General features: G+C 61.9%; 13 protein-coding genes and 1 tRNA gene. 4 read left to right on the forward strand and 10 right to left on the reverse strand.

Annotation, left to right across the window (positions count from 1 at the left end; translation table 11 throughout):
• Nucleotides 1-120 precede the first annotated feature (120 nt).
• Nucleotides 121-465, forward strand: a complete 345-nt coding sequence (locus tag ACERIT_RS13370) for a hypothetical protein (protein ID WP_373675361.1) — start codon at nucleotides 121-123, stop codon at nucleotides 463-465.
• Nucleotides 466-476: 11 nt separating this feature from the next.
• Here the strand turns inward: ACERIT_RS13370 and ACERIT_RS13375 are convergent, their stop codons facing one another.
• The 10 genes from ACERIT_RS13375 to ACERIT_RS13420 form a co-directional block, all read right to left on the reverse strand.
• Nucleotides 477-1,082, reverse strand: coding sequence for a hypothetical protein (locus tag ACERIT_RS13375; protein ID WP_373675362.1), 606 nt, complete (start codon nucleotides 1,080-1,082; stop codon nucleotides 477-479).
• Nucleotides 1,083-1,201: 119 nt separating this feature from the next.
• Nucleotides 1,202-2,392: a tyrosine-type recombinase/integrase gene (locus ACERIT_RS13380; RefSeq protein ID WP_373675363.1), complete on the reverse strand. Its 1,191-nt coding sequence runs from the start codon at nucleotides 2,390-2,392 to the stop codon at nucleotides 1,202-1,204.
• A 184-nt stretch (nucleotides 2,393-2,576) separates the two neighbouring features.
• Nucleotides 2,577-2,648 (reverse strand) — tRNA-Thr (locus tag ACERIT_RS13385).
• 137 nt (nucleotides 2,649-2,785) lie between these two features.
• Nucleotides 2,786-3,424 (reverse strand): hypothetical protein, encoded by a 639-nt coding sequence (locus ACERIT_RS13390; protein WP_373675364.1) that lies wholly within the window; start codon nucleotides 3,422-3,424, stop codon nucleotides 2,786-2,788.
• Between the two features lie 83 nt (nucleotides 3,425-3,507).
• A complete protein-coding gene (locus ACERIT_RS13395) occupies nucleotides 3,508-4,167 on the reverse strand; it encodes a hypothetical protein (RefSeq protein ID WP_373675365.1) in 660 nt (219 codons plus the stop codon).
• Between the two features lie 230 nt (nucleotides 4,168-4,397).
• Nucleotides 4,398-5,630, reverse strand: a complete 1,233-nt coding sequence (locus ACERIT_RS13400) for an MBL fold metallo-hydrolase (protein ID WP_373675366.1) — start codon at nucleotides 5,628-5,630, stop codon at nucleotides 4,398-4,400.
• Nucleotides 5,631-5,687: 57 nt separating this feature from the next.
• Complete coding sequence (locus tag ACERIT_RS13405) at nucleotides 5,688-5,861, reverse strand: hypothetical protein (RefSeq protein WP_373675367.1); 174 nt, start codon at nucleotides 5,859-5,861, stop codon at nucleotides 5,688-5,690.
• 175 nt (nucleotides 5,862-6,036) lie between these two features.
• The gene (locus ACERIT_RS13410; RefSeq protein ID WP_373675368.1) at nucleotides 6,037-6,336 is read right to left on the reverse strand and encodes a hypothetical protein; all 300 of its coding nucleotides are present in this window, start codon (nucleotides 6,334-6,336) and stop codon (nucleotides 6,037-6,039) included.
• Between the two features lie 87 nt (nucleotides 6,337-6,423).
• The gene (locus ACERIT_RS13415) at nucleotides 6,424-9,105 is read right to left on the reverse strand and encodes a heavy metal translocating P-type ATPase (protein WP_373675369.1); all 2,682 of its coding nucleotides are present in this window, start codon (nucleotides 9,103-9,105) and stop codon (nucleotides 6,424-6,426) included.
• A gap of 165 nt (nucleotides 9,106-9,270) precedes the next feature.
• A complete protein-coding gene (locus ACERIT_RS13420; protein WP_373675370.1) occupies nucleotides 9,271-9,771 on the reverse strand; it encodes a DUF367 family protein in 501 nt (166 codons plus the stop codon).
• A gap of 137 nt (nucleotides 9,772-9,908) precedes the next feature.
• On the opposite strand from ACERIT_RS13420, the gene ACERIT_RS13425 reads away from it, so the two are divergent.
• The 3 genes from ACERIT_RS13425 (at nucleotide 9,909) to ACERIT_RS13435 (ending at nucleotide 12,365) form a co-directional block, all read left to right on the forward strand.
• Nucleotides 9,909-10,223, forward strand: coding sequence for a 30S ribosomal protein S24e (locus ACERIT_RS13425; protein WP_373675371.1), 315 nt, complete (start codon nucleotides 9,909-9,911; stop codon nucleotides 10,221-10,223).
• Nucleotides 10,224-10,243: 20 nt separating this feature from the next.
• The gene (locus ACERIT_RS13430) at nucleotides 10,244-11,950 is read left to right on the forward strand and encodes a bifunctional N(6)-L-threonylcarbamoyladenine synthase/serine/threonine protein kinase (protein WP_373675372.1); all 1,707 of its coding nucleotides are present in this window, start codon (nucleotides 10,244-10,246) and stop codon (nucleotides 11,948-11,950) included.
• A 130-nt stretch (nucleotides 11,951-12,080) separates the two neighbouring features.
• Nucleotides 12,081-12,365: a DUF5808 domain-containing protein gene (locus ACERIT_RS13435; protein WP_373675373.1), complete on the forward strand. Its 285-nt coding sequence runs from the start codon at nucleotides 12,081-12,083 to the stop codon at nucleotides 12,363-12,365.

The raw sequence follows: 12,365 nt of genomic DNA on the forward strand, positions 1-12,365 counted from the left end.
CATAGGCGAGTTTGTCATCAGCCGGAGACAGACACTCAGGGAGCAAAATAGTTCGGCAGTCTCTTCACTTTCACCCCGATTTGCGGACATTTTTAGAAAAGCGCCGTGTTATCCGAGATTATGAGCCCTGAACAAGTCATCCAATGGTTTACCAACCTCTCTTTAATCTTTCAGCTTACCTTGGTGGGGTTAGTTATGGTGGCAGTCCAACAAGTACGGCAGAAACATATCGGACGTGTTGGCACAGTCGGAATCGGCATCATCGTTATTCAACAAGCCTACCCCACATGGGAGACGCTTCCTCAGATATGGCAAATATATGTAGCCGGAGCGGGCGTGTGTGGTCTAATAGCAGGCGTTTCATATCTCACCAAAGCCTCTCTTCCAAGTGAGTTCTACAAATTCGTCTTCTATGTCTATGGAGCGTTCACGGTTGGGATAATTCTGATATTCGGATTTCCGTAGCGAAGATTGATTCAAGGAGAGTTTGCTTCGTCAAACGCCCATAGGGCCATATCCACTTCCCGTGGAAGAATCCCCTCTCGCTGAGCGATATCCCGAACAACACCCATGTAGAAGCTGTATGCTTCCGGGGATGAATTGTAGTCCTGAAAGCTTCGCATGAACTCAACATATTGGGGGTAGGTCTGAGGGTCTAACAGATGGGGCTCAGCGGCTCCGAGAGCGCGAAAGGCCCGATAGTCTACAACCGCATTATTCGCGGGCTCATGCATGGTGAGAATCGCTGAGGCGACGGGAACCCGAACCCCCTTGAGTTCCATTAGGGCTTCTACTTTGTCTACGTCTGAGTTCGTTTGAAATGCTACAGCACTTCGCTGTTCTACAAAATTGGCGTTGTTGTCTTTGAGAAGATGGTCTATCCGACCGCCGGATTTCCACTCGCCAATCTTCCGAAGCTCATCCCGGTAGATGTGTCCCCGCTGTTGGAACTCAGATGAGATAGACCCCAATCGGTAGTCCTTCTCTTTCTTCCACGCTCCCGAACCATCCCGATACTCTATAGATTCATCCGGGTTCACCGCTTCATACTCGCTTATCCACTTCGGGAAATCCAACGGCATTGAGAAGACCTTGAGATACCGGATGGATATTCTTTCTGTTGGGAAACCCAAATTTTGATTCTACTGGATAGGTCTTCACAGCACCAAGGTAGAGAGAAATAGAGATTATTCGTTCGGGACTACCAAATTTGTTCGACCGCGCTATTCCGCGTCTCCGCGTCGGAGTGAAGATACTTCATCGTCGTATTCAGGCTCTTGTGTCGAAGCTGTTCCTTCGCGTGGTGAGGCCCAACGTGGTTCGCCCAATAGGTAGCGACCCCGTGGCGGATGGAGTACCACGATATATCTCTGTGTTCGGGAATCGGAACGTCGCCGTTATTGATTATCCGCTGAAGGAGTGCGTTACAGGACTTAGAACCGTACTCAGCCGACTTCTGCGTTAGCCACAGTTCCTCTCTGCCGTCGTACTTCTCCAACGAAGCCCGTTCATCAAGCCACCGCTTGAGTGCCTTCGCCGTCCGTCTCTTTATCGCACAATTCCAATGCGCTTCGTTCTTCGTGGATTCGTCCTTCGGGATGTTCAGTTCGTTGTCTTCGAGGTTCACCCACGAAACCTTAGCCCGCCCAACTTCGATAGGCCGTAGCCCGGTATCTAGCGTGACGGCAATCATTGAAGGGTACTTCCATGAGTTCGCCCGCTTGAACTCCGCCGGGCCGACCTTCTCTTTCGGGATTCCAAGCCGTTGGGCTACGAATCCCTTCAGTTCGCTTCGTTCTTCAGGCGTGACGGAGTGGTAGCCTTTGACCGATGAGTGTTCGAGAGCGGCCTGATACAACGGTTCAAACGCACTACGGCGGAGATAGTCGCGCTCATCGCCGTTGGACTGTGAGAGTTCAATATCTACTTCCCACTCGTAATCCGTTCCCCGAACGTGGTTACTGAAGCGGAAATACCGCTGAATATCCTTGGCGTGATGGAGAACGGTGGAATCAATCATCCCATCCGATTTATCAAGAACACGGATGAACTTGTCCGCGTGTTCGGGCGTGAACCGCGTGGTGTATTGACTCTCGTAGCGCCACAGCCACCGGAAGACGGTTTCTAGCTTGTAGTGCGTTGATTCGAGGGTGGTTTCTGCTAGCCCTTCGTGTTTTTCGGGATTCTTCCCGTAGCTAGCGAGCCACGATAGAAGTTCGCGCTTGAAATCACGGTAGTCGTCTACCATGTTCAGCCCGAAGTTCTCCAAGTCGTCTCTCGACCGCTTACTCACCAATGGATACCCAAAGTCGTACTCTTCGGGCGCGGGGGATATCGCCGTGGTTTGCACATCCCCGCTTTCGAGGTTGTCCAAGGGGTCGGCCTTGTTCATCGTCCGCGCTCACCCCCGTAATCGCGGGACGGCGCGAGGGCCGAGTTTATAGTGTCCTGACAATACACCGAATCGCAAGACGGCGTAGGGGTGTCCGTGTAGTAAAACGGACTGTTTCTGAGTTCCATTTGTTCTCTCCTGAGAAGGGCGTAAAATGGGGAGAGACGGCTTGAAACACCGCTTAAGCCTAGGCCGGGATTTGAACCCGGGCTCTCGTCCTTACCAAGGACGCGCTTTACCGCTAAGCTACCCAGGCGCAGATGGTGGTTGGCCGGATTCGTCTTTAGGCGTTTCGATCCGTTCCCCGGTCGCGACTCCGTCACACGGTTCGGGTGGACGATCGTCGACGCTTGCATCGGCGTGTCGGGTCAAAATCGACACCCGTGGTCGGGTTCACACGCGCTCCTCGGAGAGCGTCGCGATTCGGTCCGCGGTCCCGTCCGAGAGAGCCTGTCCGGCGGGCGGGAACCCGCCGTCGTAGTCGGCGGCGAGCTCGCGGGCGTACGCGAGCAACTCCGTGGGTGGATCGCCGCCGACGGCGGTCGTTCCGGCCACGACCGCGAGCTCGAAGACGTCCTCCTCGAGGTTGCGGTCGAGGGCCTCGATATCGGCGTCGGGCTGCCGCCGCTGGGTCTGATCGCGACCGAACGACCGGACGACCTCGACGGCGGCGTCGGCGGCCTCCGTACGCGACAAAAGCGAGAAGCCGCGTGAGACGAGCACGTCCGCCGCAAGCACGTCGAGATCGGCATCGATATCGGTTCCTTCGGTGGCAGCCAGCCACGGTTCCTCGTGGGCGAGCCGGCGGGTGAGTCGGAGTCCCTCGTAGATAAGCTGGACGCCGGCCGCGCGCTCGGCCACTCGTTCGACGGCGATGTCCGGCGAGAGCGCTCGAGCGGTGACGATCGCCAGAACACCCGGCGTCACGGCGGTATCCACGAGCCTGTCGTCGAGGACCGAACGGAGACGCGTCGGCTCCACGTCGGCGAGCGCCTCGCGCGCGGCATTACGAGCCCGCACGACGTCATCCATCACGTTCAGCGTGGGCCGCAAGGGGCAAAGACCTTTGGAAACGCCGACATCGTGGACCGGTCACCGGCTTCGAGTCGGCCAGTTCACTCCTGGGGAAGGTGTCCGGACAGCGCCTCGGCCACGATCGTCGCGGAGGCCTCGTTTTGCATGGACGCCTCCCGACGGAGATCGACGTACGCATCGATCGGGAGATCTAGGGTGATGCGACCGGGGGTAACTCCATGGGTCCTGAGCGCGTCCGTGGTCGTCGTACCGTCGTTTATCTCGGAGGCGATGGACCGGACATCACGAACCGTGAGATTCCCGTCGAGGGCGCTCCAGGCGAGCAGGTACCGGTCCTCGCCGCCCACGCGAGCGATATGCTTGGCCGCGGTGGGTGGAATGTGACCGCGGGCAACGTGACGACGGATCGCCTGTGGCAGATCGTGAACGCGTGCCCACTTGCGGATGAACGAAACGGAGACGCCGTCGCCGGCACGTTCGGCGGCATCCTTGTAGGAGCCGACCCCACGAACCAACGCGGCACAGGCGGCAGCACCACGCAACATCAGGACGTGGTCGTCGCCACCGACGTCTCCGGTGGCGAACCGATGAACGACCGCGGCCGCCTCCGCGACGCTCTCCTCGTCGTCGGGATCGAATCCCATCGCTTGGGCGGCGCGCTCGCCGGTGATCTCGGGGTCGGAACGGACGACCGGTTCGCCGACCGGCGATCGACGATCGGCGCGTGGCTCCTCGGGCATACACGTATCTGGGCATCCAGACGCAAAATACCCTCGCCACTTGGCAAACGCTGTGACCGTCGATGACGGACGGATCCCCCGCGCTGGCTCGGTTTTCGTGGAAGCCACTCGAACTATGTCCCACAGCGACCGCCGGGATCGAAAATTCCGCTCGGGCGATCGTCCGGGTCACCGGCAAAATCGACGATCGACTCGTAGCGTCGATCATCGATCCACCGCAGAATCCGGCGCTATCGATCGATCGCCTCGCTGATGGACGGTGCTGACGCCTCGAATCCGTCAGCACGCAACTCCGCGGCGAACCGATCACATCGATCACCGTGGTTCACCAGGATCTCGGCGTCTGCATACGCTTCAAGCAACTCTCGAATGCCGGTCCGGTCCGCGTGTGCGGAGAAATCGTACTGCTCGAGTTGGGCGCTGATCGCCATGATGCGCCCGTCGATCTCGGCGCTGCCCGTCTCCAGGAGGTCTCTTCCCGGAGTCCCCTCGACCTGATAGCCGGTCATCGTGATCTTGTTCGTTGGGTTCGACCGAATTTCCGGGATGTACGTCATGGCGGGACCACCGGACAACATTCCACTGGTGGTGATGATCGCCGCCTTCTGATCGGTGAGCCGTTTGCGCTGACCATCCCGGCCGGTGACGAATCTGGCGTGTGATTTCGCCCGCCTGAGGGCATCGGCGTCGCGGACGAACTCGGGATACTGACGGAGCATCTCGGTCACCTGTTTCCCCATACCATCGACGTAGCAGGGAATGTCGTACTTCTCACAGATGAGCAACAGCTCCTGTGTGCGTCCGATCGCGAAGGCGGGGACGACGACCGTTCCCCCCTCCCAGAGCGTCGTCTTGACGCTCCGGGCGAATCGTTCCTCTAACGTACTTCTGTCCTCGTGTTCGACGTCGCTGTACGTGCTCTCACAGATGACGACGTCCGCATCAGGACGTGCGGTCGTTCCGGCGACGAGCCGTTGATCGTCGGTATGGAAATCCCCCGTATAGAGGAGTCTGGTGTCACCGTCGTCGACGAGAACGTGCGCACTCCCGGGGATGTGGCCGGCGTTGTAGAACGTCACCTCGTGGCCTGCGGCCGCAAACGATTCCTGGTACCCGTGGACCGTGGACGCTTCGGTGACACGTTGTACGTCGTTTTCCGTGAACGGGCACTGGAGCGTGCCCCCATGGAGCTTCAGCGTGTCGCGAGCGAGTGTGAGCGCCAGTTGGCCGGTCGGCGGCGTCCAGTGGATCGACGGTCGAGACGTCCCCGAAAGGAGGGTCGGAATGGTGCCGACGTGATCGAGGTGGCCGTGGGAGACGACCACGGCGTCGGGATCGGGCGTCTCCACCGGAAACTGGGGCGGGTTGCCGGTTAGCATCCCGAAATCGAGCAGCAGGGAGTCGTTCACGAGGATGGCACTCCGACCGACCTCGCGAGCGCCGCCGAGAAACCGGACCTTCATCGATCGATCGTGGGGGCGCCCGACGCTAGTGCGCGTCGATCCGCGACTCGGATCGCCTCACCTTGCGTCCGTGACGAGGTAGGTTCGGCCGCCCCGGCGTTCGAGGTAGACTTCGGTGCCGGCGACCGCGTTCGCCTCGATCCGTTCGGGAATGCGGCTGGCCGCGTACTCGGTCACGTCCACGCGCGTCGAGCCGGAATATCGAGTCGATCTCATCGCATCGGTGCTCATACCTGAACGCTCGCCACGATTTCACCTATAACTCATCCAACAGCATACTGAAAGTGAAACTGAAACGAGACCCGAGGAGAGAGGATCAGACCGAAGAGACGGGAGCAGGAATCAACGGGCTGTCGAACCGCTTGAGAACGGACCTGCGTGGGAGGATCATGGGGGGTGATCGCCGTCAACGATTCACGTCGAGTTCGTCGTCGTCCTCGACGACACGGACGGTGAATCTGTCGTAGCCGCCGTAGGCCGTCTCGAGCGCGCCCAGCCACCAGTTCCACCGCTCGACGAGCGTCGATCCCTCGGGAGCATCCCGGAGGTGCCGGAGGACGTCGGGGACCGTGAGTGCGTGGCCGCGATCGCGTTTGGGCTTGCCGGAGTCGGCGAGATCGCGAGCCTGACGGGCGATCACCCGCCGTTCGGCGTCGCTCCCGCCGAACTCCTCGGCCAGCGCGGACTCGAGACGACGGGCGTCCATACGCTATCTTGGAGCCGCACCTATATTAGTGTGAAGGTGTGTCATGAAACGTGCATACGATCGACCGCGTGCACGCTACCGTTCGGGTTACTCGCCGGGCTCCACGGCGTCGGGAGTCGCCGTTGGCTCCTCGGGTTCGACACGGCCGAGTCGCAGCGCGTTCCCCGTTACGCCGAGGCTCATGCCCATATCACCCACGAGGACCGCCATCGCGATCGTGACGTATCCGAAGGGGGCACCGGCTGCAAGCAGGGCCTTCACGCCCAACGAGGCGACGATGTTGGTTCGGATCACTCGCGACGCCCGATCGGAGAGGTCGACGAGATACGGCAGGCGGGTGAGGTCGTCGCCCATCAACGCGGCGTCGGCGGTCTCGAGGGCGGCGTCGGTTCCGGCGGCACCCATCGCGACCCCGACGGTCGCAGTCGCCAGTGCCGGCGCATCGTTGACGCCGTCTCCGAGCATCAACACGCCGCCGTCGCTCTCCTCGCGAAGCTCCCGGATGACCTCGAGTTTCTCGTCGGGAAGGAGATCCGCTCGTACCTCGTCGACGCCGACACGGTCGCCGATCGCCGCGGCCGTCCGCTCGTTGTCGCCGGTCACCATTACGACGCGACCGATCCCGAGATCGTGGAGCCGGTCGACCGTCCAGGCGGCCTCCGGACGGACCGTGTCCGCAACCGCGATGACGCCCTCGATATCCTCGGCCGTCCCGACGAGTATCACGGTCTTGCCCTCGCGTTGGAGCTGCGGAATCGTCTCGTTGACCAGATCGACGTAGGCACCGTGTTCACAGTCATCCGTCTCGACGTCGATCGCCTCCCCCCCCGCGAGCGTCGCTCCGCCGTCCGATCGCGGCGTCTCGTCGTGCGCTTCGTCTTTGCTGCTCCATGAATTACCTCCGTCGGTCCGGACGTGAGCGTGTTCGAGATCGAAGCCCAGATCCGCGAACAGCGCCGGTTTTCCGGCGTAATGCGTCTCACCGTCGATGTCGGCTCGAACGCCCTCGCCGGTGATCGCTTCGAAGCTGTCGATCGCGCGACTGGGGAGGCCCCCCTCCTCGGCGTGGGAGACGATCGCCCGCGCGATCGGATGCTCGCTACGGCGTTCGAGAGCGGCCGCACACGCGAGAACGTCTTCCTCGTCGTCGTGGGCGATCGGGATCACGTCCGTCACGCCGAGATCGCCCGTGGTGAGCGTCCCCGTCTTGTCGAGGGCGACGGTCTCGATCTCGCCTGCCGACTCCAGATGACGGCCTCCCTTTATGAGGACGCCGTTGCGGGCGGCCGCGGTGACTCCGGAGACGACGCTCACCGGCGTCGAGATGACGAACGCGCACGGACAGGCGATGACCAAAAGCGCCAGTCCGCGAACGAACCATTGGGTGAACGCGCCGCCGATCACGAGCGGTCCGATCACCATGGTCGCGATCGCGAGTCCGACCACGACGGGCGTGTACACCCCGGCAAACCGGTCGACGAACCGCTCGGCCTCCGTTTCCTCGGCGCTTGCTGCCTCGACGAGTTCGACCACCTTCGCGATCGTCGACTCGGCTGCGGGAGCGGTTACCTCGATCTCCAGGTACCCCTCCTCGTTGATCGATCCGGCGTAGACCTCGTCGCCTTCCGTTTTCCCCGCGGGAACCGATTCGCCGGTGATCGGCGACTCGTCGACCGCGGAGGAGCCGGTGACGACGACGCCGTCAAGCGGCACCTTCTCGCCCGGTCGAACGGCAACGTGCTCGCCCACGTCGACCTCGCTTGCGGGAACCGTCACCTCTTCTTCGTCGCGTCGGACCGTGGCCGTGTCGGGCGAGAGCTCCATCAACTCCTCGATGGAATTTCGTGCGCGGTCGATCGAGAACCGTTCGAGGAGTTCGGCGGCCGAGAACAACACCGCCAACGTGGCGGCCTCGAAGGGGGCGTCGATCGCGAACGCACCCACGATTCCGGCGGTCATCAACAGGTCGATGTCCAGATTCAGGTTGCGTGCGGAGTAGTATCCCGCCCGCAGGATCGGCGGCGCGGCGACCCCGATCGCGAGCACGTACGCGATCCACGATCCCGTTATCGTCCACGGACCGACCGTCGCGATCGACGGATCGAGACCGGGGAGCGTCCACTCGACGATCAGCCCGGCTGCAAGGAGGATCGCCCCAACGCCGGTGGCCATCGCCCGCGGCGTCCGATGTAGCGGCGGCTCCTCGTTGCCATTCTCAGTATCCACCACGTCATAGCCGGCCGACTCGACCGCCGCGATCAATCCCCTCTCCGTGACCGTCCGTGGGTCGTAGTCGATCACGACGATACCGGTCGTCGGGCGAGTATCCACTTCGAGGACGCCGTCGATCGACAGAGCGTTCTCCACCTTCCCGGCACAGGAGGAACAGTCCATATCCGGTACCGATAGCCGCGCCGTCTCCCCACGGTCGACCTGGTAGCCGGCCGACTTCACCGCATCGACGATCGCGTCGGGACGAATTCGCCCGGGGTCATACTGGACGAGCACCGTCCCGTTCGTGGGACGAGTGTCGATCCCGATTACCCCCTCTCGATCGGCCACTGCGTTTTCGACCTTCCCGGCACAGGTGGGGCAGTCCATATCCGGTACCGACAGCCGAAGGTCGGACGACGCCCCCGACGTGGAATTCGTCCCATTCCGGTCGAGATCCCCTTCGTCGTCGCCCCCATCCCGTGCGCAATCGGGATCGGAACCGTGTGTGCCACACTCACACGCATCTCCGACGGGGTGCGGATCGTCATCGGTCATTGGATCCGGGTATGTGCTCGATCGTTATTAACTCATCTACCAACTCTCCCCCGAAAATTGGGCGTCTTTGATAAACTAATGGTGGTGAATTATTAAAACACCAGTCGCCGAGACCGGACTGACCCGATCTGTATGGCTCGATCGGCAGCACCGATCGAGACTCCCTCACCGGTCGAGATATTCCCGCTGGATGGCGACGACCTCAGCGGAGTCGTCACACTCGGCGTACCGACGAAGCGGCTCCTCGTTGAGTTCGAGGAAGGTCTCTCCCCACGTGAACTTGCTGAGGAGCCGCTCGCCGTGGGACCGCTCCCCGAGGATCACGAGCGCCGCGGCGAGCGCCTCGACCGTGGTCAGCCGCATCGGTCGACCGAAGTTGACGGGATTGGCGGCGACCAGATACGGCAGGGCGCGATGGTCTCCGGGCAGTGTAAACTGCTTTTCCCCGGCCGACTCCCACGAACAGTCGAGTGCGACGAGCGCGTTCTCGCGTGCGATCTCTGCATCCTCGGGCGACAGCGCCCGATCGGCGTGGGGGTTCAACACGATCCCGTATGGCGCCGATCGGTCCGTCCGGTGGAGCGTCGCGAGATCGAAGCGCGCGAGCTTTCTGGCCGTGCATTTTTCAGGGTCGTCGTCCCCCTCATACCGGACGTGTACGTCCACACGTGACGTTCGTCGTTCGAGGGTAAAAGCGCCCCGCCCGGACCGCGTCTCGGCGCCTCACAGCGGTCGGAACAGCTAACGAAGGGTGGCTTCGAAATCCTTTTAGTTCTTTCGCGGGGAGATACTGGTAACTGACCATGGAGATCGACATCGTTTCCGAGGAAGAAAACCCCATGTTGCACAGAACGGATATTCGATTCGAGATCACTCACGAGGATGCGACCCCCTCTCGGCTCTCCGTGCGGGACTCGCTGGCGGCGACCCTCGATAAGGGATCCGATGAGGTCGTCATCCACGAGCTGAATACGAAGTTCGGCATGCGTAAGACGATCGGCTACGCGAAGGCCTACGATACGCCCGAACACGCCCGCGACGTCGAACAGGAGTACATGCTCGAACGCAACAAGATCGGCGTCGACGACGAGGTCGAAGCCGAAGTCGAGGAAGCCTGATCGGTTCCGACGGGTTCCGAATGCGTGTTCTCGGGATCGAGGGGACGGCGTGGTGTGCAAGTGCCGCCGTCTACGATTCCGAGACCGACGACGTCCATATCGAGTCCGATGCCTACGAGCCGGACAGCGGCGGCATTCATCCGCGCGAGGCCGCAGAACACATGTCGGAGGCGATCCCGGCGGTCGTCGATGAGGCATTGTCGTACGCCGAACATAAGTACGGGCCCGACCCGATCGATGCCGTGGCGTTCTCGCGCGGACCCGGCCTCGGTCCCTGTTTGCGGACCGCCGCCACCGCAGCCCGGTCGCTCGCCGGATCCCTTTCGGTCCCGCTCGTCGGGGTCAACCACATGGTTGCCCACCTCGAGATCGGCCGCCATCGGTCGGGATTCGAGAACCCGGTTTGTCTGAACGCTTCCGGCGCGAACGCTCACGTGCTCGGCTACCACGACGGACGCTATCGCGTCCTTGGCGAGACGATGGATACCGGCATCGGCAACGCGATCGACAAGTTCACTCGCCACGTCGGCTGGTCACATCCCGGCGGCCCGAAAGTCGAGACGGCCGCCGCCGACGGGGGGTTCCTCGAACTTCCCTACGTCGTCAAGGGAATGGACTTCTCGTTTTCGGGAATCATGTCCGCGGCCAAGGATCGATACGACGAGGGTGTCCCCGTGGCCGACGTCTGTTTTTCCCTCCAGGAACACGCCTTCGCGATGTTGACCGAGGTCTCCGAACGAGCGCTGTCGTTGACCGGTGCCTCCGAGTTGGTCCTCGGCGGCGGCGTCGGACAGAACGATCGCCTCCGCGAGATGCTCGAGACGATGTGTGCCCAACGCGGCGCGTCCTTTTACGCCCCGGAGCCACGATTTCTCCGGGATAACGCCGGCATGATAGCGGTGCTCGGCGCGAAGATGGCCGCGGCGGGCGATACGGTCCCGATTCCCGACTCGACCGTCGACCCGAATTTCCGTCCGGACAACGTGCCGGTTACCTGGCGGGCTGGAGAGGCATCGATCGCGGACGCCTCTCCAGCCCGGGATCACACCGGTGCCGAGGCGACCGTCGAGATCCTGGGGACTGGGCGCGTCAAAAAACGCCGACGGTCGCGGGCCTATCGACACCCGGAACTCGACGGGAAACTTCGAGAGAGTCGCACCACTCTTGAGGCTCGGTTATTGAACGAGGCGCGCCGGGCCGGCGTTTCGACCCCCCTCGTCCACGACGTCGACGTCTCGAACGCCACGCTGACGCTTCAACACGTGGGCGATCGGGATCTCGCCGCCGCGGTCGAGGAACCGAACGGGACGGGGACAACACACGCGCGACAGGTAGGTCGATACCTCGCCCGGCTCCACGACGCCGGGATCGTCCACGGCGATCCGACGACACGAAACGTTCGGATCCGAACGGAGGAGCGGTTGATGTCCCTCGAAGGCGACTCCACCGATACGCACGGCGTCCTCCTGGAGGTCGCGGGAGAGCCCTCCGGGTCCGATTCGAATTCTCGTCCGCACACGTATCTGATCGACTTCGGCCTCGGCTACCACACGGGCCACATCGAGGATCATGCGATGGATCTCCACGTCTTCGAGCAGTCCGTCGCCGGGACCGCACTGGACTCCGATCCGCTCCTCGATGCCTTCGAGGCCGGCTACGTCTCGATCGGTGACTCGACCGTGATCGATCGACTTCGGACGATCGAGGGACGCGGACGGTACCAGTAACACGCGAATTCCACCATATCGTGATGCGACACTCGTCGGGACGCCGAAATCGGTCAGAATGTCGACCGTCGACGTCGTCTCGATCCCATCGAGCCAAAACGATTTACCCCCTGGCAGTGTTAGTTGCCATATGGTAGAAAAACCGTCATCGGGTGAACTCTTCGGGATCCCATACAACTTCGAGCGACCCAGCCTCCGTCGGCTGATATCCTCGTACTGGAAACCCGGACGCGGAATGCTCGTCGAGAAACCCTTCGGGATCGGCTACACGCTGAACCTGGCCAACTGGCGATCGTGGGTCGTCATCGCGGTTGCGGTCGGGCTCTACTTGCAGGGCAAACAGTCCGGCGATGCCGAGGCTGAATCCGACGAGTCGGCCGACGACGAGCCCGTCGAGGTCGTCGTCGAGGACTGA

Origin of the sequence: Halopenitus sp. H-Gu1 (assembly GCF_041821145.1) — an archaeon.
GTDB lineage: Archaea > Halobacteriota > Halobacteria > Halobacteriales > Haloferacaceae > Halopenitus.

Excerpts from the sequence above, each read along its gene's own strand:
- ACERIT_RS13430 (WP_373675372.1), top strand. The coding sequence starts at position 10,244 with ATGCGTGTTCTCGGGATCGAGGGGACGGCGTGGTGTGCAAGTGCCGCC.
- ACERIT_RS13435 (WP_373675373.1), top strand. The coding sequence starts at position 12,081 with ATGGTAGAAAAACCGTCATCGGGTGAACTCTTCGGGATCCCATACAAC.
- ACERIT_RS13405 (WP_373675367.1), bottom strand. The coding sequence starts at position 5,861 with ATGAGCACCGATGCGATGAGATCGACTCGATATTCCGGCTCGACGCGC.
- ACERIT_RS13425 (WP_373675371.1), top strand. The coding sequence starts at position 9,909 with ATGGAGATCGACATCGTTTCCGAGGAAGAAAACCCCATGTTGCACAGA.
- ACERIT_RS13410 (WP_373675368.1), bottom strand. The coding sequence starts at position 6,336 with ATGGACGCCCGTCGTCTCGAGTCCGCGCTGGCCGAGGAGTTCGGCGGG.
- ACERIT_RS13370 (WP_373675361.1), top strand. The coding sequence starts at position 121 with ATGAGCCCTGAACAAGTCATCCAATGGTTTACCAACCTCTCTTTAATC.
- ACERIT_RS13415 (WP_373675369.1), bottom strand. The coding sequence starts at position 9,105 with ATGACCGATGACGATCCGCACCCCGTCGGAGATGCGTGTGAGTGTGGC.
- ACERIT_RS13375 (WP_373675362.1), bottom strand. The coding sequence starts at position 1,082 with ATGCCGTTGGATTTCCCGAAGTGGATAAGCGAGTATGAAGCGGTGAAC.
- ACERIT_RS13380 (WP_373675363.1), bottom strand. The coding sequence starts at position 2,392 with ATGAACAAGGCCGACCCCTTGGACAACCTCGAAAGCGGGGATGTGCAA.
- ACERIT_RS13395 (WP_373675365.1), bottom strand. The coding sequence starts at position 4,167 with ATGCCCGAGGAGCCACGCGCCGATCGTCGATCGCCGGTCGGCGAACCG.
- ACERIT_RS13390 (WP_373675364.1), bottom strand. The coding sequence starts at position 3,424 with ATGGATGACGTCGTGCGGGCTCGTAATGCCGCGCGCGAGGCGCTCGCC.
- ACERIT_RS13400 (WP_373675366.1), bottom strand. The coding sequence starts at position 5,630 with ATGAAGGTCCGGTTTCTCGGCGGCGCTCGCGAGGTCGGTCGGAGTGCC.